Source organism: Rhizobium sp. LjRoot258, assembly GCF_964254185.1.
Classification (GTDB): domain Bacteria; phylum Pseudomonadota; class Alphaproteobacteria; order Rhizobiales; family Rhizobiaceae; genus Rhizobium.
In genome coordinates this window covers 1,510,453-1,532,670 of sequence record NZ_CAXUST020000002.1, presented here as the reverse complement: position 1 = coordinate 1,532,670, position 22,218 = coordinate 1,510,453, and the positions used below count along the sequence as shown (strand labels likewise).

The following is a 22,218-nucleotide window of genomic DNA, read 5'->3' as shown; positions in this document are numbered from 1 at the left end:
ATAAACGGGTGACAAGTGGAATTTTGTGCGTCTCCATGGAAAAGAAAGATGCGTGGCTTCAAACAGGAGAAAAAGCGTTATGGCTCAGACGGCAGCGATCAGACTTCATGGGAGTGCGGCGCTTCTGCCACAGGGGTGGCAACAGGATGTGCGCCTGACGATCGCGGACGGTCTTATCACAAACGTCGAAACGGGCGTCGCCGCCGAGCCGGCAGACGAGCACCATGATACGCTCGTCCCCGCGATGAGTAACCTGCACAGCCACGCTTTCCAGCGCGCCATGGCTGGCCTTGCGGAAGTGAGGGGCCCGGCAAACGACAGTTTCTGGAGCTGGCGCACCGTCATGTACAAGTTCGCATTGTCGATGACACCGGAGCATGTCGAGGCTGTCGCCGCCCAGCTCTACATGGAGATGCTGGAGGCGGGCTTTTCCCGGGTCGGCGAGTTTCACTATCTGCACCATGACAGGGACGGCACGCCCTATGCCAATATTGCTGAACTGGCCGAGCGTATCGGCGCAGCAGCGAACACCAGCGGCATCGGCTTGACGCTGCTTCCGGTATTCTATGCCCATTCCGGATTCGGCGGTGCGGCGCCGATCGAGGGCCAGCGCCGCTTCATCAACACACTGGACAACTTTACCAGCCTGATGGACGGCTGCCGCAGGGTGACAGGCGCGCTTCGAGGCGCCGAGCTCGGCCTTGCCCCGCACAGCCTGCGCGCTGTAACACCTGAGGAACTGGCCAACGTCGTGCCGCTGGCCGGTGACGGGCCGGTCCATATCCACGTCGCCGAGCAGGTGAAAGAAGTCGAGGATTGCATCGCCTGGTCGCGCGCTCGCCCTGTCGAATGGTTACTTGCCAATGCGCCCGTTGATGGCCGCTGGTGCTTGATCCACGCGACGCATATGACGGACGAGGAAACGCGCGGCATGGCGCGCAGCGGGGCAATCGCCGGCCTTTGCCCGATCACCGAAGCAAACCTCGGCGACGGCACCTTCCAGGCGCCGCTCTTCATCGAAGAAGGCGGCCGTTTCGGCGTCGGCTCAGATTCCAACGTGCAAATCTCGCTTCCAGGCGAACTGCGCCAGCTCGAATACTCCGAGCGTCTGGCGCTGAGGGCCCGCAATGTCGTCGCCGCATCAGGCGGTTCGACCGCGCGCAGCCTTTTTGATCATGCGATCACCGGTGGCGGCGCTGCGCTGAAGGCGCCGGCCGGCATCGCGGTCGGCCATCACGCCGATCTCATCTCGCTCGACACGACAGCCGTACCCTACCTTTCGGGCGACCAGATGCTCGATCACTGGCTGTTTGCCGGTGGCGTTGCCGTCGACAGTGTATGGGCGCTCGGCCGCAAGCAAGTGGAAGGCGGCCGCCACGTGGCGCGCGATGCGATCAACCGCCGGTTCCTGAAGGCGATGGGCGAGCTTCTGACGGCATAGGGCTTTCCAGGCCGCGACATTCACATTAGAGCGGGAGGAACTAACCGGAGCGTGACGATGAACCAAAGCAAGGACACAACCTTGCACCAGCGGATCGTGAGCGACATCGAAGGCCGCATCGTCTCGGGCGAGTGGCCGCCGGGTCATCGCATCCCGTTCGAAGTGGACCTCACCAAGAAATACGACTGTTCGCGCATGACCGTGAACAAGGCGCTGACCCAGCTCGCCAGGGCGGGCCTCATCGAGCGCCGCAAGAAGTCCGGCAGCTTCGTCACGCAGCCGCAGGCGCAATCGGCCGTTCTTGAGATCCACGACATCAGGGCTGAGGTACAGTCACTGAACCTTGCCTATTCCTTCGCCGTATCGAGGCGCGAGCAACGCAAGGCGAAGCCCGACGACATCAGACGGCTCGACGTCGCGCCAGGATCTTCACTTGTCGATGTGGCCTGCATCCATCACGCAGGCGGACGACCGTTCTGCCTGGAGGAACGGCTGATCAGCCTGTCCACCGTACCCGAGGCGGCCGACGCCAATTTTTCTGAAACGGCGCCAGGTGCCTGGCTGATCAATCAGATCCCCTGGAGCAGCGCCGAGCACCGCATCCACGCGGTCTCGGCCGGTTCCGACGAGGCTGCTGCCCTCGACATCCCGCGCAACACCGCCTGCCTGGTCGTCGAGCGCCGCACCTGGAGCAATGTCGGGCCAGTCACGCATGTGCGCTTCACCTATCCCGGCGACCGGCACGCGCTGGTGGCGCGCTTCACCCCCGCGTCGCAATAGCGGTCCTTGGCCTATCCGGCGGCCAAACGCACAAATCCGGTTCGCTCCCACAGCCTGCCGCCGATCTGGGTGACACGATCTAGCTGGCGAACTCCACCACGAAACCTTGACGAAAGACGTCTGGTTTTGGGAAAGAGAGGGCGCGAGGTCCGTGTGCGGGGAGGCCTGAAAGAACGCGCGTCATCGACATTCTCGGAGGCTACTTTGCAGATATCTCGATGCTCAAGGATGACTTTCGGTCGCTAGCAGGCGGCGTCGGTCGAGAAGGTGGAGGCGTCGACTTTAACCGGGCTGTCGGTTCTTAAGCTTCGGCCGGTCCACACCCACCAGGCGCGTCCATAAAACCGCTACCGAAGCCGTTCAAGGAGATCGTTCGCGCCCTTGTCGATGGCCACGTAGGAGGCCCTCATGGGCCCGAAATTCGCGCCGATGTTTAGGGCGTTGGGATACTGCTTTTCGACATAGGCGAGCAGGAGCTGGTTCGAAACGCTGTCGTATACCTCGACGGCGTAGCTAGCCGACCCTGTCATCGACCCTTCCTTGCCGCGAGCCAATTGGATGGTGTTGTAGACGCTGCCGGCCACGTCGATGTGCGAGAAGGGGCCGAGGACAGGGTCGGTCGTCTTTCCACCGGTGAGCGTCGCTCGTACGCGCAGCGTCGCGAGGCCGGGCGTCGAGACGATAGCATAGCGCTGCTGGAGCACCTGCGCGAACTTGCCCCGCATGTAGGATGCGAGCTTCAACCGGTCGTCTTCCGCCATCTTGCCAAACTGGCCGTCCTTGCCGCGATAGACCGTGACCGGTTCCACGATGACCTTGCTGTACTGTCTCCAGTCGGTCTGGGTGCGGTAGCTGTAAGGGCTGCGTCCCGTCTTGTCGCTTGTGTCGGGACGGAGCTGTGCGGCCGACGCCAGCCCTTCATATGCGACGGGTTCGGACGTGGCGCAGCCGGCCGCGGTTGAGACAAGAGTTAGGACCAGGATGGTCTTCGGAAATTTCATTTGGAGCTCCGTGATGAGGTTTTCGGAGCTCCTTCTAGGTTGGGGAAATGTTGCGTTGTGTTTGGACTTACGAAAACATTGCGACGTTCCGGGGAGCGCGCGGCAGCCACATTGTCACGACCAGTCCATGGGGCTGCCTGTCGGAAAGCTGGAAGACGCCGCCGTGCCCCTTGGTCACTATGCCATGTGCAATCGGCAGGCCCAGACCGAAACCGCCGCCGCCTTTCGAGGTCGAGCGGGATTTGTCGGCGCGAAAGAACGGTTCCATCACCTGCTCCTTCAGCTTGTCGCTCAATCCCGGACCATCGTCCGAAACGGTGATCTGGACGGCGTCCTCCTGCTCGGCGAGGGCTATCTCGATCTTTCGGGCATGCCTTGACGCATTGTCGACGACGTTCGACACGGCACGGGCGATCGCCCTCGGCTTGCATTCGCAGGTCAGTCGCCGCGGCCCCACGAAGCTGACATCGACGCCGGTGTCACTAAAATCGTCCGCCACGGTCTGCAGCAGGCTTGAGAGCTCCACCTTGCGCGTCGTCTCGATGGTGCTGTTGAGGAACGCCAGGCTCTCGTCCACCATGGCGGCGAGGACCTCGAGGTCGTTGAGCATCTGCTGCCGGAGCTCCGGCTGCTCGCAGCGCTCGGCACGCATCCGCAAGCGCGTAAGCGGCGTCCTCAGATCGTGGCTGATGGACGTGAGCATCCGCGTCCGTGCGGCCACCAGCTCCCGGATGCGGTCGCGCATGACATTCAGGGACGTTGCGAGCGATCTTAGCTCCGAGGCTCCCTGCGCCTGGAACGGCTCGTCGAGCGCGTCGTCAGTGGTGAGCAGCTCGGCCGCGGCGGCGAAGCGCACGATGGGCCGCCCGATGAGCCAGGCGCTGAGCGAGGCGAGGATTGCCGTTGGAATAAGGATGAGGGCGAGCGTCTTGACCATCGCCGGGAATATCCACTTCGATGGACTGAACACCGGCATGGCAAACACCAGGCTCTCCGTGCCGGCGCGCACGTGAAGCTGTTTCTGGTCTCCGGAATGAATGACCGCGCCCGGATCGTGGAAGATGTTGTTGTCGAGCAGGTCACGAACCTGGACTGCAAGCTCCATCGGGGTCGGCGTTGCGGCGTTCGCGGAAGTGGCCGGCTCGGCAAGCACGTCGACGCCCGACGACCGCGCCCTCGCGATGACGAACGCCTGCTGGTCTGGGGTGGCAGCATTCTGATAGTCGGTGACGACTTCCTGGATGTGACCCGCGACGAGCCCGATCTGCAGTCCTTTCTCGAAGCGGCCGTTCAGGAACGGCTCAGCGAACGTGCCTAGGATCGTCACGGTGACCGCCAGCACGGCGGTAAGGACGGCGATCTGCGTCCTGATGGAGGCTTGCCTAAGCGACTTCACGATACCTGCTCCACCTTGGAGGCGAAGAGGTAGCCTCCGAGCCTGACCGTCTTGATGAGCGAGGGTTCCCGGAGGTTCGGTTCGATCTTTTGGCGCAGTCGACTGATGTGGGCGTCGACGCTGCGTTCCACGGGACCGGCCGACCCGGCATGCGTCATCGACAGGAGCTGCTCTCGAGTAAGGATCCTGTTCGGGTTGTTGCAGAAGGCGAGGAGAAGATCGAACTCCGCCGTCGTCATGGAGACTTCGGCTCCGTCCGGATCGGTGACCTGCCTGCTTCGCGGGTCGATCGTCCAGTCCGAGAACGTCAGCCTGGAATACGAGGGCCGGTCCTGCCGATCTTGCGTTCCATAGGATGCCCTACGCAAGATGGCCTTCACGCGCGCCATGAGCTCCCGCGGATTAAACGGCTTGGTCACGTAGTCGTCCGCCCCGAGCTCCAGGCCGATGATGCGGTCGATGTCCTCCGTGAGCGCCGTGAGCATCAGGATAGGCGTGGTGCCAGCGGCCCGAAGACGCCTGCAGATGCTGAACCCGTCTTCGCCCGGAAGCATCGCGTCAAGGATGACGAGGTTGAAACGCCCGTCCGGGAAGAGGCGGTCCAATTCGCCTCCACTGCCGACCGACAGGGCTTCGAGGCCGTTGTCTCTCATGAGATCGACCAGCATCGACGCGATTTCGGCGTCGTCCTCTACGACGAGGACCCGGCTGGTCTGATCGTTAATGTCCTGCCTTGGCATGTCCGCTGCGTCGTTCTCCTGGCCACCTTCACGATGGGGCCGTATCTCTCAAGCGATCACTAGGTCCCGAAACCTGCTGGAAGGCAACAATCTTCTTCGCATCGTCCAGGACGTGCTCGTGGAGGCTCCATAGCAAAAGCTTTCGTGCAGGAATGTTGGATAATATTGCGAAATGTTGTGGCCATCTTCGGGTCCGCGGCTGCAACAAAATTCAACATATCAGAACACTGCCAAACCCGGCGGGATGATAGCGGTGCTCCATGCCCAATGGAGACCCGCAGGAAATGCCTTCGAAACCTATCAAGACGATCGTGTTCCTACCGCGCGAGGCCGCTGCCTTCGTGGCAGAAAAGCTTGCGGAGAACGGCTTCCAGCCGACGCCGGCCTCCTCCGTCGCCGAGTTACATGAGGCGCTCTGCTCGACGGAGTACGCGCTTGCGGTCGCAACGAGACCCGACATCGATCTAATCCGCCACATCCAGCCGATGCCGGTCGTCAACATCGAGGTCTTCTTTGACTTCGAGCCGAACGCGATGGCAGCGGGCCGGTCGTCGTGCTTTGACTCTGCAGCGTTCCTCAGGAGGGTGCGTGCGCTCACCGCCGAGGAGCCGGGGGTCATCCGTCCGGCCGCAGGTTGCACCTCGCGCTGGGGCGGGAGCTTCCTAAGGCTGCTTGAGCGCCTGGTCGTCGGCGACGATGCGACAGGGCGGGACCATGCCGCCCAAGGTTGATTGCGCGAAGCGTCCGCCAGCCGACGCCCGGCGTCGGTGGATGCTCTTCGGTCTCGGGCTCCTCCTTTCCTGCCTCGCCGTGAAGCTGGTCGTTGACGCGTTTCTCCTGTCGGCGGTGCCGCACCTTGTGGCGGCACCCTCCTAGCGCAGCGCAGTTCGTTAGAGGCAGCTCCGCGGTGAGAACCGATTTGCCGGGCGATGTTTTCGGCAAACTCGGCACGTCCAAGCTTGCCGTCGTTGCGGACGATTATGGGGAAGTCGGAAATGTTCAAAAAAACCCGAGGGACGTCGAAAACTAGCCCATTCAATCGGGGCGCCAACGGTGAGTTGACATCCTGGGCAGATGTCAACCGCCTGCCGCCAACCGACGCCTGAGTGACTGTGGATTCGATTGCAGCCAGTGTTCCTGACGCAGCCCCGAGCTCCCACGCTAAAAGACGGGCCATTCTTTTGATCGTCGGGCCACGCTCCTTCTGCATAAAAGCAAAGATGAGTCGAGAAACGGGAATTTGAATGCCGAGGCGGGACCGGCCGTTTGGTACATGCCAGTCGTCGTGATCAACGCCACAAAAAACCTACGCCGCTCAAAAAGTGATCGCCTTTGCTCTCGCTAACGCACCAGTGACTACCCTCAGGCCCGACGGCTGAAAAGGCTAGGCGCAGAGCTATCGCGAAAAAAAATGCAAGACCTCCGCCGACAGGCGCAAACCTATGCGGGCTTACCATCTAGCCTTCCGCTTGCCTCGCCCTCACATTCGTAATAATTGAAGTTACATGAAGCGCGATAGCCGACTCTCCTCAGTCCTTCACGCACTGCTCCACATGGCAGAGCATGGTGGCACCATGACGTCAGAAGCCCTCGCGCTCTGCATGAACACCAATCCCGTTGTCGTGCGACGGACGATGGCGCTCTTGCGCGAGGCCGGGATCGTGGCTTCGGCACGGGGACATTCCGGCGGCTGGAGCATCACGAAAGACCTGGGCGCCGTCACCCTTTTCCAGTTGCATGAGGTGTTGGGGGAACCCGCGATCTTCGCCATTGGCAATCGAAACGAAATGCCGGAGTGCCTCGTCGAGCAGTCGGTCAACGCTGCGCTAGACCAGGCCTTCGCCGAGGCTGAAGCGCTCCTGCTGGAACGTTTCGCCAGCGTCACCATTGCCGACCTCGCCACTGACTTCGCCCGTCGGCACGCGCAGGTTCGCGCTGAAAGGAATGCGCCATGAAATATGACGTCATCATCGTCGGCGGCAGCTATGCCGGGATGGCTGCCGCGCTCCAGCTCATCCGTGCCCGCCGCTCCGTCCTCGTGATCGACGCCGGCCTGAGGCGCAACCGGTTTGCCAGCCACTCGCACGGCTTTCTTGGGCAGGATGGTGCAGACCCGGCCGAAATCGCGGCGACGGCGAGGGCTCAATTGCACGCCTATCCGACACTGACGTGGATCGACGAAACGGCGGAGGTGGCGGCCGGCGTCAAGGGCGCATTCGTCGTCACCACCGCGGACGGTCGCCGACATGAAGGACGGCGACTTTTGTTTGCCGTCGGCGTGACAGACACACTGCCTGAAATCGAAGGAATGACCGAACGCTGGGGCAAGAGCATCTTTCATTGCCCTTACTGCCATGGCTACGAATTGAGCCGGGGCACGATCGGGGTGATTGCAACCGGACCGATGTCGATTCACCAGGCGCAACTGATCCCGGAATGGGGTGCCGTCACCTTCCTCACCAATGCTGCAGTGGCACTCGATGCCGATAGCCACGCTGATCTAACCGCCCGAGGGGTGACGACGGAGGCGACGCCGATCACGCGCATCGAGGGGCACGCCGACGTCGTTCTCGTCGACGGGCGCACGCTGTCCTTCGCCGGCCTTTTCACTGCTTCGCGCAACGCCCCCGCCACACCGATCGCGGGCCTTCTGGGCTGCGAGCTGGAAGAGACGCCGTTCGGCAGCCAGATCCGCACCGACGCCGCCAAGGAAACGACAGCACCCGGTGCCTTTGCCTGCGGCGACGCTGCACGCGTGCCGCATTCGGTTTCGCTGGCTGTCGCCGATGGAGCGTGGGCAGGCGCACAGCTGCATCGATCACTGGTCTTTTAGCAGCGGTTGCCCCGCTGCGGGCTAATTCACCACCTCTATGATCCTGGCGCCGGCAAACCGCTTCTTCTCGATACTGGTATACTCAATCCTGACCAGCTTTCCCGCGAGCGGCTTTAGAGGCACGTTCTTGCCGTCGGGCCCAATAGCATCCGCCAGAATCAGGTGGTGGCCGCGCAGAACAACGTCGCTCGCATCAACGATCTTGATTCTGTTGCGGTCGTCGCCTTCCAAGCGCCCGATCACACAGCCGGCCACGGAGGGGCCACAGCTCAAAGGTTTGTCCCCCTTCTCGACCTTCTTCGCCACCTTGGTCTGATTTGTAGTGACCATCGATTTGGCCCGCAGGTCTGCCGTTGCCTTCGGTCCGTCGCATGGCCCGGTCGGGTGGAGCGTCTTTCCGATCGAATTGGTGCTGACCACCTTGTTGTCCTGAGAAGTGTTTTCGCAGATTTTGCCCTGAGGCGCCCTTTGTGCCCGGATCAGCCCGACGCCCACGTTGCGGAAAGTATTGCCATAGACGTCATTGTCGATGCCGTCAGTCTCCTCATCGCCGCCGAGACGCACGCCTGCACCGACCACGTCATAGACCAGGTTGTAACGGAAGACGTTGCCGTTGCCGCGCGAGTCAAAGCCGCCCGAGTTGGGGTCTTTCTGTCCCGTACAACTGTTCTTCTCGACGACGTTGCCGCTTGAGCCTTCCTTGATGTCGACGCATTCGTTGCCGTCGGTCGTGATGACGTTGTCGTGGATACGGTTCCGATCGGAGCGGTCGATCGCGCTGTCTGGCGCGCCGCGCCCGCCCAACTGCTCCGGCGCGGTCCCTATATAGATACCCTCGCCATTCTTGCCGCCGTCATTAAAGGAGAAGTCGAAGCGGCCGCACGAACTTATTCTGGAATAAGCGATTTCATTCTGCCTCGCCTGATAGCGCAGGCGTACACACTCGCCACCCGCGTTGCGGATATCCATCCCCAGCACGCGAAGGCCGGTCAACGCCTTTCCCGGCGTATTTCCGATCACGTAGAGCAGTTTGTCCCGATAGCTCTTTTTGGTATTCGCGCTCTCGAAATGACCGTCGATGGTGAAATTCCGTAGCTCGATATAGCTGTGGTTGACTTCGATGATCCTTGGTTGACCACCGCCTTTGACGACAGATGCCAGCGATCCCTCGATCGTGATCGGATTTCCCAGTTCGCCATCGCGGACCGATCGGAAATCCTGCATGTAGGTTCCAGGCGCCAGCGCGATCGTGTCGCCCGGCTGTGCCATACGGAGTGCCTGCTGGATTGTGAGCCCTTCATCTCGACCCTCGTTTTTCGGCGCAACGTTTATCGTTGCGCTGAAGGCGAGGCTGACACTGCCGAGGAACCCGGCAAACGCCAGCATGGTCGCCATTAGACGACGAGAAACGCATGCCTTCCAGATCTCGCAGGTCATGGGAATGCCCCTGGTGGTGGACGCGAGGCGCAATAAAAGCATGACCTAATATTTGGTTCAATTGCTCGATTTGTCTTTGCCGGTTCCCTGCTTTGCAAAACGCTCATGAACTTCCGGCATCCGGTACGTTGCAGCCAGCCCGCTCTCACTCCATGATGGTCCCATCTGTTACCGGAAAACGCGGCGGCCAATGCGTATCTTTCTCGTCCGACATGGCGAATCACTGGGCAATATCAATGAACAAGCATACCGGCAGTTCGGCGACCACAACGTTCCGTTGACCCAGTGGGGATATCGACAGGCGCTGGCGGCCGCACAAGCAATCGCCACTTATCTCACCGAATTGCCGCGCCCAGAGATCCAGCAACTTGATATCTGGTACTCGCCCTATCTGCGGACGCGGCAAAGCAAGGACGCATTGTTAAAGGTCCTGCCTCCTTACATGGTGGCGAGTGTTCGGGAAGACTATTTGTTGCGCGAGCAGGATTTCGGCCTCTTTACCGAAATCTACGATCACGCCGAGCGCAAGCAGAAATTTCCCGATGAGTTCGAGAAATGGGCAAGACTGCGCAACAACAGCGGAAAATTCTATGCAAGGCCGCCAGATGGCGAGAGCAGGGCGGATGTGGCTCAGCGGCTTCGTTTGTTCCTTCAATCCGTGACGCATGACGAGCGCGATGGCAACAACGACCTGGTCATCGTCGGTCACGGCGTCACCAACAGAGCGTTCGAAATGAACTTTCTCCACCACCCAGTCGATTGGTTCGAGCGCTCCAACAATCCGGGAAATTCGGACGTGACATTGATCGAAGGAACGCGCCTCCAAGGCTATAGATCAATCCTCCTCCACAAGGCTAGCGATCGCAGGGCCGGGGAGGATGAGTTGCGCGATGCCCATGGGTCTGAACTGACACTCACACCGAAGGCCGAGACATAGCCAAACGCGCGTAAGCGGCACTTGCGAAAAATCGGCTATTGCTGGACCGGCGCCAGACCGCACTCCATGACCTCCGGCTCATCCTTGATGCTCGCCTTGATGCGAAGCTCCCAGTTCGGCCCCAGTTGGAAACCATGTGCCCGCAACATGTCGACGACCTTGGGACAGTCGGCCGGACTGTCATACTGTCCTGCCAGAGAAACCTCGATGATCGTCTGGCCGGCATCGACGGAGCAATTGCCGTTCAAGCCAGTATTCTCGAGAAATGAACATACAGCCTGTGCGCGCTCAAAGCCCTTGCCATCGTCAGAAGCGACGGGTGAGCCGGCCGCGACGACGGCTGCCTCGATCAGGGATATGAAGGATCTCATTGCTTCCTCCATGGAGGGAAGCTCGAAACACCGGTTGCTACGATGCCTTAAAGCCTCCCTCGTCCTTCCAGGAGATGAAGGATGAAGGGGACATAGGTCTGAAATCGGGTCAGGAAAGAGGGATAAAAGTCTGAGGTGAACGATTATCCAAGTGCTTGCAACGGGCGATAGCGATGCAAGAAACTATGCGCCCGCAAGGTGCCGCAGTCATATTTTTTTGGCGATCCTGTCGAATTTCCCGGTCCTCAAACGTTCCTTGTCTGGACGGTGGACATCTTCACGCATACCGCCGCAAGTCCGATCGGCAACGCTTCAGAGGAGGATCCTGCGATGGACGCAAATAACCTTGTTTCTGCAAGGGAACTGGCCAGAAGAAACGGCCTCAGTTTTCCGAACGAAAGTCCCCAGTACCGGCAGGCACGCGATGATCTGCTCGCCGAGGAAATCGAATTGCGCCGGCATATCGAGCGTGTTGCAGAGCAGCGCCGGGCATTGCCGCTTGGTGGGCAGGTGACGAAGGACTACCGCTTTCAGGGACCGGACGGCGAGATGACGTTGAAAGACCTGTTTGCTGACAAGCCGACACTGGTGATCTACAATTACATGTACGGGCCACAGCGTGAGCGACCGTGCCCGATGTGCACCTCGATGCTGTCGGCACTTGACGGTGAAATCCCTGATATTCGCCAACAGGTCGCCTTCGCCGTCGTTGCGCGCTCGCCGATCGAGCGGCTATTGGCTTTCAAGAAGGAACGCGGCTGGCATCATTTGCCGCTCTACAGCGACATGACCGACGAGTTTAGCCGCGACTACCATGCCATTGGCCCTGATGGCAGTGATGATGCCGCCTACAACGTCTTTGCGATCCGGGATGGTCGTATCCATCACTTCTGGAACCCGGAAATGGGCCCCGCGACCGCCGATCCCGGCCAGGATCCACGCGGCGCACCGGACTTCATGCCGCTCTGGACCGTGCTCGACACGACCCCTGAAGGGCGACCGCCGACCTGGTACCCGAGCCTCACCTACAACACCACGCGGTAGGGCAGGGCCGACGTGGACGCGAGCGTCAGCGTTGCCTGCCGACGCTCGCATACATGCCCGTGGTGCGGAATTCGGTCGGATTCGTGCCGTAGACCCGCCGGAACACCTTCGAGAAATAGTTGGCGTCGGTAAAGCCGGAGCGGATCGCTACCTCCTTGACCGGCATGTTGTCCGTCTTGGTCAGAAGCTTCACGGCGCGTTTCAGCCGCTTTTCCAACACGAACTCTGCCGGCGGCAGCCCTTCGTTGGCGGCAAACATCCGCGAAAAATGCGCTCGGCTGAGACCGGCGATCTTCGCCAGGTCCTCCACCGGCAGTGGGCGCTCAAGATTGCTCATAATGTAATCGATCACATGCTGCATCGTCCGGTACTCCTCGCTGAAAACCGGATGAGACCCGAAGACGTCGTCATAAAGCGCCATCGCCGCTTCGTAGGCGATTGCGGAGGCAAGTCCCGGCGTCTCCGCGCCGGTGATCAGTCGCAGGCTGCAATCGGCCAAATGCTCGATCGTCCTTGGTTGCAGCCTCAGGACCGGACCGGTCACGGCGAGAATCGAGCGGTGGATGCGCAGTGCTTCCTCGCCATTCATCGAGATCCAGAAGAATTCCCAGCGCTCGCCATCCTCAAGCCAGTAGCGGTGATTGTGCGGCACCAGAACGAGCAGCGTCTCGCCCTCCTTCACTCGAAGCTGGCGATTCTCGTATCGCAAATTCCCTGCACCGCTGATCGTATGCTGCAGGACGGTAAAGGGCGTTTGCCCGCGCTTGCGGCCGTCCCAGTTATATGACGCATTCTCGCGGATCTCGTAGCCAGTGCTGGTCGGCATGGTGTGTAGGCTCTGGCGGCCGCGCGGCAGCGAGACCGTCCGCATGACAGGACCATTGTCAATCAAATTCTGCAGCACAATATTACCCATGAAAGCATAATCCTTCTCTGGCGGCGTCGCCGAATTTGCGCATAATCCGCCCTCAAGAGAGAGAACACCGCCAGCATAGAGGAGCGGCGGGGAGGAGAATAAGCCGAGTTTTTGGCCTTTTTTGACGTTTTGCGCAAGCCCGCGTACTATTCTTCTTCTCATCGTTCAGCGCCGGCAATTTGATCGCATCGAGGCAAGGATCATGAGTTTCAAAATCGCTATCATCGGCGCGGGCAGCGTCGGCTTCACGAAAAAACTGTTCACCGACATCCTCTGCGTTCCGGAGTTCAGGGATGTGGAATTCGCTCTTACGGACATGAGCGAACACAATCTTCAGATGATCAAGCAGATCCTCGACACGATCGTCTCCTCCAACAAGCTGCCGACCAAGGTGACGGCGACAACCAACCGTCGCGAAGCGTTGACGGGTGCGCGCTACATCATCAGCTGCGTGCGCGTTGGCGGTCTGGAGGCCTATGCGGACGACATCCGCATCCCGCTCAAGTATGGTATCGACCAGTGCGTCGGCGATACGATCTGCGCCGGCGGGATTCTCTACGGCCAGCGCAACATTCCCGTCATCCTCGACTTCTGCAAGGACATCCGCGAGGTTGCCGAGCCGGGTGCCAAGTTCCTGAACTATGCCAACCCGATGGCGATGAACACCTGGGCCGCGATTGAATATGGCAAGGTCGACACGGTCGGTCTTTGCCACGGCGTCCAGCATGGGGCCGAACAGATCGCCGAAGTGCTTGGCGCAAAATCGCCCTCCGAACTCGACTATATCTGCTCGGGCATCAACCACCAGACCTGGTTCGTCGATCTGCGCTTGAACGGCCGCAAGATCGGCAAGGACGAGCTCGTCGCAGCCTTCGAGGCGCATCCGGTCTTCTCGCAGCAGGAAAAGCTGCGCATCGACGTGCTGAAGCGCTTCGGGGTCTACTCGACGGAAAGCAACGGCCACTTGTCGGAATACCTGCCCTGGTATCGCAAGCGGCCCGATGAGATTACCAAGTGGATCGACATGTCCGACTGGATCCATGGCGAAACAGGCGGTTACCTGAGGCACTCCACCGAGACCCGCAACTGGTTCGAGACCGAGTTCCCGCAATTCCTGGAATCGGCATCCAAGCCGATCGACCCGGCCAAGCGTTCGAACGAGCATGCGAGCCATATCCTCGAGGCCCTGGAAACGGGGCGTGTCTACCGCGGCCACTTCAACCTCAAGAACAATGGGGTGATCACCAACCTGCCGTCGGATGCGATCATCGAGTCGCCCGGCTTCGTCGATCGCTTCGGCATCAACATGGTCTCCGGCATCACCATTCCGGAAGCCTGCGCTGCCACCTGCATTGCGTCGATCAACGTGCAGCGCATGTCGGTACATGCCGCCATCAGCGGTGATATCGACCTCCTGAAGCTTGCCGTGCTGCATGACCCGCTGGTCGGTGCTGTCGCAACACCGGAAGAGGTCTGGCAGATGGTCGACGAGATGGTCGTCGCCCAGGCGCGCTGGTTGCCGCAATACGCTGATGCCGTTCCCGCCGCCAAGGAGCGGCTTGCGAAATCGACCGTCAAGACCCGCGAGTGGGCCGGTGCAGCTCGCCGCGACGTCCGCTCGATTGACGAGTTGCGTGCCGAAAAGGCGGCGCTCAAGCAGGCCGTCTGAGTTTCCCGGACGACGGGTGGCGATGGGGCTCCGGGAGGGACCCCATCGCCGCAAGCCCGTCGCCGGTCGTTTGAGGAGAACCGGGGCAGCCACAAGCGCCTCGAAACAAAAAGGGAGAGACGATGAGAAATTACCGCAACCTTGGCATCCTTGCCGGACTGGCGCTGAGCGTCTCGGTCTCGGCTTTGAGCGCCTATGCTTCCGAGCCGACGGCACCGCCCGTTCCGCCGCAGTTTCCGGCGGAAGGCAAGATCAAATACGTCGCGAGAGATTCGATCGAAGAGTTCAAGGCGCTGCCTGAATATCACGAGCCAGACTGGGTGACGAAGAACTTTGTCGCTGCCGGCAAGCTGCCGCCCGTCAAGGATCGCCTGCCCAAGGAACCTCTTGTCTTCAAGACGGAAAATATGGTGGATGGTCCCGGCGTCTACGGCGACACTCTTCGGCACGTCATCGGCGGCCGGCCGGAAGGCTGGAACTATGGTGCTGGCCAGACACAGGGCTGGGGCGGCATCGATATCGGCCTTTCCGAATGCCTGACGCGCACCGCACCGCTCTTCCAGGTTCAGGCAAAGGACACCGAACCGCTTCCGAACCTCGCCAAGAGCTGGGATTGGTCGCAGGATGGCCACAAGCTGACCATGCACCTGATCGAAGGCGCGAAATGGTCGGATGGCGTGCCCTTCAACGCTGACGACATTATGTTCTACTGGGACGATGAGGTCATCGACCCGAATGTCTCGCCGCTCGGCGGCGGCGCATCGCCGGAAGCCTTCGGTGAGGGAACGACGCTGACGAAGATCGACGATTACACCGTCGAATGGACCTTCAAGGAAGCCTTCCCGAAGCAATATCTCTATACGATGTCCTATCCGAGCTTCTGCCCCGGTCCGGCGCATATCCTGAAGCCGCAGCATCCGAAGTACTCGAAAAACACCTACGACCAGTTCAAGAATGCCTTCCCTCCGGAATTCATGAACATGCCGGTCATGGGTGCCTGGGTGCCCGTGGAATATCGTCCCGACGACATCATCGTGTTGCGCCGCAACCCCTATTACTGGAAGGTCGACGAGAAGGGCAATCAGCTCCCTTATCTCAACGAGCTGCACTACAAGCTGTCGACCTGGGCAGACCGGGACGTGCAGGCAGTTGCCGGCTCCGGGGACTTTTCCAACCTGGAGCAGCCCGAAAACTTCGTGGCGTCGCTGAAGCGCGCTGCCGAAAAGACGGCACCGGCGCGTCTGGCCTTCGGACCGCGCCTGATCGGCTACAATATGCGCATGAACCTGTCTGCCAACGGCTGGGGCGATCCCGATGCCCGCGGTCAGGCCGTCCGTGAACTGAACCGCAATGAAGACTTCCGCAAGGCGATCACCATGGGTCTTGACCGCAAGGCGGTCGGTGACTCGCTCGTCAAGGGTCCGTTCACGGCGATTTATCCCGGTGGCCTCTCGTCGGGCACAAGCTTCTACGATCGCAAGTCCGTCGTCTACTATCCTTTCGACCTCAAGGGTGCCAAGGAACTGCTTGCCAAGGTTGGCTTGAAGGACACGGATGGTGACGGCTTCGTCAATTTCCCCGCCGGCACCGAAGGCGGCAAGAACGTTGAGATCGTCCTTCTCGTCAACAACCAGTATACGACCGACAAGAGCCTTGCCGAAGGCGTCATCGGACAAATGGAAAAGCTTGGCTTGAAGGTCATCCTCAATGCTTTGGACGGTACAAAGCGTGACGATGCCCATTACAGCGGCCGCTTCGACTGGCTGATCCAGCGCAGCTCGCCGGAGCTTGCATCAGTGGTGCAAAATACCGAGCAGCTTGCGCCCGTGGGCCCACGTACGAGCTGGCAGCATCGCGCTGGCAAGGATGGCAAGGTTGACCTGATGCCCTACGAAGAAAAGCTCGTGGACATCGTCACGAAGTTCCAGACCAGCAAGGACAACAACGAGCGTGTCGATCTTATGAAGCAGTACCAGAAGGTAGCGACCGAGAATGTCGATACGGTCGGGCTCACGGAATATCCAGGCGCACTGATCATCAACAAGCGCTTCTCGAACGTGCCGGAAGGGACCCCGATCTTCATGTTCAACTGGGCCGAGGACTCCGTCATCCGCGAACGTCTGTGGGTGGCTGCCGACAAGCAGGGCAAGTACGAGCTGTTCCCCGAGCAGCTGCCCGGCAAGCCCGGTGACAAGGGCCCGGTCAACTAAGATTTCCCTCCCAACCGAGGACTCCGGTCGCGCGTGAAGCGCGGCCGGGCAACGTCAACAAGCCGGCCGCACCGACAGGCGCGACTGGCGGCAAGGAGAAGCGAACCGTCCGATGTTACGATTCCTGCTCGTGCGCATAGCCTCTGCGATCCCCGTCCTCATCATTTTGAGCATCGTGACCTTCGCGATCATCCAGGCACCGCCCGGTGACTATGCCGACTACATCCGTTCGCAGTTGATCAATCAGAGTGGGGCCTCTTTTGCCCAGGCCGAGGAACAGGCTCAAGCCTATCGCGTCGAGCACGGCCTTGATCGGCCGATGGTCGTCCAGTATTTCAACTGGATCAAGGGTATCGTGACCCAAGGCGACTTCGGCTACAGCATGTTCTATAACAAGCCGGTTGCCGATGTCGTAGGCGAACGCCTGCCGCGCACTCTGGCGCTTGCCCTGGTTTGCCACATCTTCGCATCCGTGCTTGGCATCGGTTTTGGTATCTGGGCGGCAACCCGGCAATATTCCTGGATCGACAGCCTGCTCTCGGGCGTCTCCTTCCTCGGCATGACGGTGCCGCGCTTCCTGATGGCGCTGATCATCGTCTACCTGCTCGTGTTCCAATTCAACGTCTCGGAGATCGGCAGCTTCTTCTCGCCGCAGTATGGCGGAGCGCCGTGGTCCTGGGCAAAATTCGTCGATCTCGTCAGCCATGTGTGGCCAGTCGTCGCCATCGCCACCTTCGGCGGGCTCGCCTACAACATGCGCGTCATGCGCGGCAATCTGCTCGATACGCTGAATGCGCAATATGTTGAGACGGCCCGCGCCAAAGGTCTGTCCGGCGCCGCGGTCGTCATGCGTCATGCGGTGCCGAACGCACTTCATCCACTCGTCATGTACCAGGGCGTCGTTCTACCCTACATGCTGACCGGGGAGATCGAGACCGCGATCATCTTCTCGCTTCCAACCGTCGGACCGGCGATCGTCGGCTCCATGGCGATCGGCGACGTCTACGTGACGGCCACCTTCATGATGGTGCTCTCTGCCACACTGATCGTCGGCAACATCATCGCCGACATGCTGCTTGCCATGCTGGACCCACGCGTCCGCCAGTACGGAGGAGCCTGATATGCTCGCCTTCGATTCCGCTCCCCCGCCGCCGCATGAAGAAGCCGTCAACAATGCGCCGCACGGCAATGAGAGCTACCTGGCGCTCGTCTGGCGGCGGTTAAGACGCTCCTGGACGGGAGTGATGGGCCTCGTCCTCGTTGGCTTGTTGCTCGTCATGGCGATCTTTGCCGATTTCTTTGCGCCCATGGACCCGAAGGCCACCGATGTTGGCTTTGCGCCGCCGCAGGTCATGAGCTTCCATGACAGGGACGGCAATCTCACCTATCCGCCGCGTGTCTATGCGCTCGGTGAATCCGAAGAGCTCGATCCCGTCACCTTCCAGCCAATCGTCGGCCCTGACTACGACAATCCGCGCCTCCTCGGCTTTTTCGTGAAGGGTGCGGAATACAGGCTCTTTGGTCTCATCCCGGCGAGCCGGCACTTCTTCGGTTCAGTGGACGGCCAGCCGGTGCACTTTCTCGGAACCGACAAGTTCGGCCGTGACGTCCTCTCACGCGCCATCATCGGTTCGCGGATTTCACTGACGATCGCACTCACCGTCGTCTTCATCGTGACGATGATCGGCACGACGGTCGGCATGGTATCAGGGTATTTCGGCGGCACCTTCGACACCTGGGTTCAGCGCTTCGTCGAAGTGGTGCTCGCCTTCCCGCAGTTGCCTCTTTATCTCGCCCTGACCTCATTGATCCCGGTGACGGCGCCGACCAATGTCTTCCTCGGCTTCGTGATCATCGTCATGTCGGCGCTCGGCTGGGCACAGATGTCGCGCGAAGTGCGCGGCAAGACGCTGGCGCTCGCCCGCATCGATTATGTGCGCGCCGCCATGGCGGTTGGCGCCACCGACCGGCGTATCATCTTCCAGCACATCTTCCCGAACGTGATGAGCCACGTCATCGTCGCTGTCACGCTGCATATCCCGAGCGTCGTGCTGCTCGAGTCCTTCCTCGGCTTCCTTGGTTTTGCCGTGAAGCCGCCGCTGATCTCCTGGGGCCTGATGCTGCAGGACACCGCGAATTACTCGGTGATCGGCACCTATCCCTGGATCCTGGCGCCCGTCGGTTTCGTGCTGATCACCGTCTTTGCCTTCAATGCGCTGGGCGATGGTCTGCGCGACGCAGTCGATCCTTACTGAGGTGAAGAACATGGCTCTTGCACTCGTCAACTCCTTCGCCCCGCCCGTCCGCCTCGATCACGAGGGCCGCACTGAAAGCCCGATCATCGACGCCCGCAACATCGCCGTCAATTTCAAGGTCGAGCATGGCACGGTCGAGGCCGTGAAGGATATCTCCTTTCAGCTTTATCGTGGCGAAACGATTGCGATCGTCGGTGAATCCGGTTCGGGTAAATCCGTGACGGCCCGCACCGTCATGGGGCTGTTATCCAAGCGGGCGGTGGTCGCGCCGAAATCGACGGTCGAATATGACGGCGCCAATATCCTTCAGTTCTCCGAGCGCCAACGCCGCAAGCTACGCGGTGACCGTATCTCGATGATCTTTCAGGAACCAATGAGCTCGTTGAACCCGATCTACACGATCGGCAGCCAGATCGTCGAGGCAATCCGTGTTCATCGCAGGATGAGCAAGAAGCAGGCGGAAACCCGCGCCTTGGAACTGCTGAAGCACGTTCAGATCCCGGATCCGGAAGCACGGCTCAAGCAATATCCGCATCAGCTTTCCGGCGGTCAGCGTCAGCGCGTGATGATCGCCATGGCGCTTGCAAACGACCCGGACGTGCTGATCGCCGACGAACCGACCACGGCGCTCGATGTTACTGTGCAGGCACAGATCCTCAACCTCATCCGCAACCTGCAGCAAGAGCTGCGCATGGCGGTGATCCTGATCACCCACGACCTGACGGTGGTGCGGCAGTTCTCCGACTATGTCTACGTCATGCAGCATGGCGAGATGCGCGAGCACAACACCACAGAAAAGCTCTTTGCCAATCCGCAGCATGCCTACACCAAGCATCTCCTCGGCTCCGAGCCGCGCGGCCAGGCCAATCCGCTGCCGGAAGGATCGGATGTCATCCTGGAGGCCAGGGACGTGCGCGTCTCCTTCATGATGCGCCACGGCAGCTTCTTCAAACCACAGTTGAAGGAACTCGTTGCCGTCGATAGCCTGAACCTCACGCTTCGTCGCCATGAGACGCTGGGTCTGGTCGGTGAATCCGGTTCCGGCAAGACCACGTTCGGCCAGGCACTGCTCAGGCTGAACGATCCTGATGGCGGCGAGATCTTCTTCGACAAGCTGCCGATCCATGGCAAATCGCGTTCGGAAATGCGGCCGCTACGCTCGCGGATGCAGGTGGTATTCCAGGATCCGTTCTCCTCGCTCAATCCGCGCATGACGATCGGGCAAATCATCGAAGAAGGGCTTGTCGTCAACAAGCTCGGTGCAACCAAGGCCGAACGGCTCGATCGCGTCCGCGAGGCGCTGATGGCGGCGGGCATGCCCGGCAATATCCTATCTCGCTTTCCGCACGAATTTTCCGGCGGCCAGCGTCAGCGAATCGCCATCGCTCGCGCCATCGCGCTCGAGCCGGAATTCATCCTGCTCGACGAGCCGACCTCGGCGCTCGATCTGTCGGTCCAAGCGCAGATCATCGAACTGCTGCGCAGGCTGCAAGACGAACGGGGTCTCAGCTACCTCTTCATTTCGCACGATCTCAAGGTCGTGCGTGCCCTCTGCCACCGGGTGATTGTCATGCAGCATGGCAAGATCATGGAAGAGGGACCCGTCAACGAAGTTCTCACCAATCCCAAGACCGCCTACACGGAACGGCTCGTCAAAGCCGCTTTCGAGGTCGCCTGATTGCACATGCCGGAGGTTATAATGGCAAGAAATCCCAAGATCACATTCATCGGCGCTGGCTCCACAGTCTTCATGAAGAACATCATCGGCGACGTGCTGCAGCGCCCGGCGCTGTCGGGTGCGACGATCGCGCTGATGGACATCAATCCGCAGCGGCTGGAAGAAAGCGCCATCGTCGTCAACAAGCTGATCTCGACGCTTGGGGCAAAGGCGAAGGCCGAGACTTATTCGGACCAGCGCAAGGCGCTTGCCGGTGCCGACTTCGTGGTCGTCGCCTTCCAGATCGGCGGCTACGAACCCTGCACCGTTACCGATTTCGAGATCCCGAAGAAGTATGGCCTGCGCCAGACGATCGCCGACACGCTAGGCGTCGGCGGCATCATGCGCGGCCTTCGCACAGTGCCGCATCTGTGGAAGATCTGCGAGGACATGCTTGCCGTCTGCCCTGAGGCGATCATGCTGCAATATGTCAACCCGATGGCGATCAACACATGGGCGATTGCGCAGAAGTATCCTGATATCAAGCAGGTCGGCCTTTGCCACTCGGTGCAGGGCACGGCGATGGAACTGGCGCACGACCTCGACATTCCCTACGAGGATATCCGTTACCGTTCGGCCGGCATCAACCACATGGCCTTCTACCTGAAGTTCGAGCATCGCCAGCCGGATGGTTCCTACAAGGATCTTTATCCAGATCTGGTGCGCGCCTATCGCGAGGGCCGCGCGCCGAAACCCGGTTGGAACCCGCGCTGCCCGAACAAGGTGCGCTACGAGATGTTGACGCGGCTTGGCTATTTCGTCACGGAGAGCTCGGAGCATTTTGCCGAGTACACGCCGTACTTCATCAAGGAAGGGCGCGAGGATCTGATCGAGAAGTTTGGCATTCCGCTCGATGAATATCCAAAGCGCTGCATCGAACAGATCGAGCGCTGGAAAGGGCAAGCGGAAGCCTATCGTTCGGCCGACAAGATCGAGGTCAAGCAGTCGAAGGAATATGCCTCCTCGATCATCAACTCGGTCTGGACCGGCGAGCCCTCGGTGATCTATGGCAACGTCCGCAACAATGGCTGTATCACCTCGCTGCCCCACAACTGCGCCGCCGAAGTACCGTGCCTGGTCGACGCGTCGGGCATCCAGCCAACCTTTATCGGCGACCTGCCGCCGCAGCTGACGGCGCTGATGCGCACCAACATCAACGTCCAGGAACTGACGGTTCAGGCGCTGATGACCGAGAACCGCGAGCATATATACCACGCTGCAATGATGGACCCGCACACAGCAGCCGAACTCGACCTCGACCAGATCTGGTCCATGGTCGACGATCTGCTCGCCGCCCACGGCGACTGGTTGCCGGCATGGGCACGCACCGGCAAAAAGGTTCAGGCCGCCTGACCATCTCTCTCCCGGTCACGGCCCCAAGAGGTCCCGCGGCATCGCCGCGGGACTTTTGCCGTCGGGGCATCCCCAGCGCTCTACGACCATCAGAGGCTCTTGGTTCGCCGCGCAATTG

The 22,218-nt window shown here is 60.6% G+C and carries 19 protein-coding genes; 13 read left to right on the top strand and 6 right to left on the bottom strand.

The features are described 5' to 3' along the window. Positions 1-79 precede the first annotated feature (79 nt). On the top strand, positions 80-1,441 hold the full coding sequence (locus ACSQ9D_RS27980; RefSeq protein ID WP_436285058.1) for a formimidoylglutamate deiminase: 1,362 nt from the start codon (positions 80-82) through the stop codon (positions 1,439-1,441). A gap of 57 nt (positions 1,442-1,498) precedes the next feature. Then, positions 1,499-2,221, top strand: coding sequence for a histidine utilization repressor (gene hutC / locus ACSQ9D_RS27975; protein ID WP_436285057.1), 723 nt, complete (start codon positions 1,499-1,501; stop codon positions 2,219-2,221). Positions 2,222-2,568: 347 nt separating this feature from the next. Here the strand turns inward: hutC and ACSQ9D_RS27970 are convergent, their stop codons facing one another. From ACSQ9D_RS27970 to ACSQ9D_RS27960, 3 genes are all read right to left on the bottom strand, one after another. Next, on the bottom strand, positions 2,569-3,222 hold the full coding sequence (locus tag ACSQ9D_RS27970; protein WP_436285056.1) for a DUF3313 domain-containing protein: 654 nt from the start codon (positions 3,220-3,222) through the stop codon (positions 2,569-2,571). Positions 3,223-3,289: 67 nt separating this feature from the next. Beyond that, positions 3,290-4,618 (bottom strand): ATP-binding protein, encoded by a 1,329-nt coding sequence (locus tag ACSQ9D_RS27965; protein ID WP_436285055.1) that lies wholly within the window; start codon positions 4,616-4,618, stop codon positions 3,290-3,292. After that, on the bottom strand, positions 4,615-5,358 hold the full coding sequence (locus ACSQ9D_RS27960) for a response regulator (protein WP_436285054.1): 744 nt from the start codon (positions 5,356-5,358) through the stop codon (positions 4,615-4,617). The genes ACSQ9D_RS27965 and ACSQ9D_RS27960 overlap by 4 nt, the downstream gene beginning before the upstream one ends. A gap of 284 nt (positions 5,359-5,642) precedes the next feature. On the opposite strand from ACSQ9D_RS27960, the gene ACSQ9D_RS27955 reads away from it, so the two are divergent. From ACSQ9D_RS27955 to ACSQ9D_RS27945, 3 genes are all read left to right on the top strand, one after another. Beyond that, on the top strand, positions 5,643-6,089 hold the full coding sequence (locus tag ACSQ9D_RS27955) for a hypothetical protein (RefSeq protein WP_436285053.1): 447 nt from the start codon (positions 5,643-5,645) through the stop codon (positions 6,087-6,089). Positions 6,090-6,863: 774 nt separating this feature from the next. Next, a complete protein-coding gene (locus ACSQ9D_RS27950; RefSeq protein ID WP_436285052.1) occupies positions 6,864-7,313 on the top strand; it encodes an RrF2 family transcriptional regulator in 450 nt (149 codons plus the stop codon). After that, positions 7,310-8,191, top strand: coding sequence for an NAD(P)/FAD-dependent oxidoreductase (locus ACSQ9D_RS27945; protein WP_436285051.1), 882 nt, complete (start codon positions 7,310-7,312; stop codon positions 8,189-8,191). The genes ACSQ9D_RS27950 and ACSQ9D_RS27945 overlap by 4 nt, the downstream gene beginning before the upstream one ends. Positions 8,192-8,212: 21 nt before the next feature. Here the strand turns inward: ACSQ9D_RS27945 and ACSQ9D_RS27940 are convergent, their stop codons facing one another. Further along, positions 8,213-9,628, bottom strand: a complete 1,416-nt coding sequence (locus tag ACSQ9D_RS27940; protein WP_436285050.1) for a hypothetical protein — start codon at positions 9,626-9,628, stop codon at positions 8,213-8,215. Between the two features lie 190 nt (positions 9,629-9,818). Between ACSQ9D_RS27940 and ACSQ9D_RS27935 the strand changes: the two genes are divergently transcribed. Then, positions 9,819-10,565, top strand: a complete 747-nt coding sequence (locus ACSQ9D_RS27935; protein ID WP_436285049.1) for a histidine phosphatase family protein — start codon at positions 9,819-9,821, stop codon at positions 10,563-10,565. A 35-nt stretch (positions 10,566-10,600) separates the two neighbouring features. On the opposite strand, the gene ACSQ9D_RS27930 is transcribed toward ACSQ9D_RS27935, so the two are convergent. Then, positions 10,601-10,936, bottom strand: coding sequence for a hypothetical protein (locus tag ACSQ9D_RS27930; protein ID WP_436285048.1), 336 nt, complete (start codon positions 10,934-10,936; stop codon positions 10,601-10,603). Between the two features lie 330 nt (positions 10,937-11,266). Between ACSQ9D_RS27930 and ACSQ9D_RS27925 the strand changes: the two genes are divergently transcribed. Continuing rightward, positions 11,267-11,980, top strand: a complete 714-nt coding sequence (locus ACSQ9D_RS27925) for a DUF899 family protein (RefSeq protein WP_436285047.1) — start codon at positions 11,267-11,269, stop codon at positions 11,978-11,980. 25 nt (positions 11,981-12,005) lie between these two features. Here ACSQ9D_RS27925 and ACSQ9D_RS27920 read toward each other — a convergent pair whose 3' ends face one another. Further along, a complete protein-coding gene (locus ACSQ9D_RS27920) occupies positions 12,006-12,896 on the bottom strand; it encodes an AraC family ligand binding domain-containing protein (RefSeq protein WP_436285046.1) in 891 nt (296 codons plus the stop codon). Between the two features lie 202 nt (positions 12,897-13,098). Here ACSQ9D_RS27920 and ACSQ9D_RS27915 point away from each other — a divergent pair, with 202 nt between their 5' ends. The 6 genes from ACSQ9D_RS27915 (at position 13,099) to ACSQ9D_RS27890 (ending at position 22,100) form a co-directional block, all read left to right on the top strand. Continuing rightward, positions 13,099-14,565 carry an alpha-glucosidase/alpha-galactosidase gene (locus ACSQ9D_RS27915; protein ID WP_436285045.1) on the top strand — a complete coding sequence of 489 codons (1,467 nt, stop codon included), beginning with the start codon at positions 13,099-13,101 and terminating at the stop codon, positions 14,563-14,565. 122 nt (positions 14,566-14,687) lie between these two features. Next, the gene (locus ACSQ9D_RS27910; protein ID WP_436285044.1) at positions 14,688-16,775 is read left to right on the top strand and encodes an ABC transporter substrate-binding protein; all 2,088 of its coding nucleotides are present in this window, start codon (positions 14,688-14,690) and stop codon (positions 16,773-16,775) included. A 112-nt stretch (positions 16,776-16,887) separates the two neighbouring features. Continuing rightward, positions 16,888-17,895 (top strand): ABC transporter permease, encoded by a 1,008-nt coding sequence (locus tag ACSQ9D_RS27905; RefSeq protein WP_436285043.1) that lies wholly within the window; start codon positions 16,888-16,890, stop codon positions 17,893-17,895. 1 nt (position 17,896) lies between these two features. Further along, positions 17,897-19,030, top strand: a complete 1,134-nt coding sequence (locus tag ACSQ9D_RS27900; RefSeq protein WP_436285042.1) for an ABC transporter permease — start codon at positions 17,897-17,899, stop codon at positions 19,028-19,030. 10 nt (positions 19,031-19,040) lie between these two features. Next, positions 19,041-20,708: an ABC transporter ATP-binding protein gene (locus ACSQ9D_RS27895; RefSeq protein ID WP_436285041.1), complete on the top strand. Its 1,668-nt coding sequence runs from the start codon at positions 19,041-19,043 to the stop codon at positions 20,706-20,708. A gap of 21 nt (positions 20,709-20,729) precedes the next feature. Further along, a complete protein-coding gene (locus tag ACSQ9D_RS27890) occupies positions 20,730-22,100 on the top strand; it encodes an alpha-glucosidase/alpha-galactosidase (protein WP_436285040.1) in 1,371 nt (456 codons plus the stop codon). The last annotated feature ends 118 nt before the right edge of the window (positions 22,101-22,218 follow it).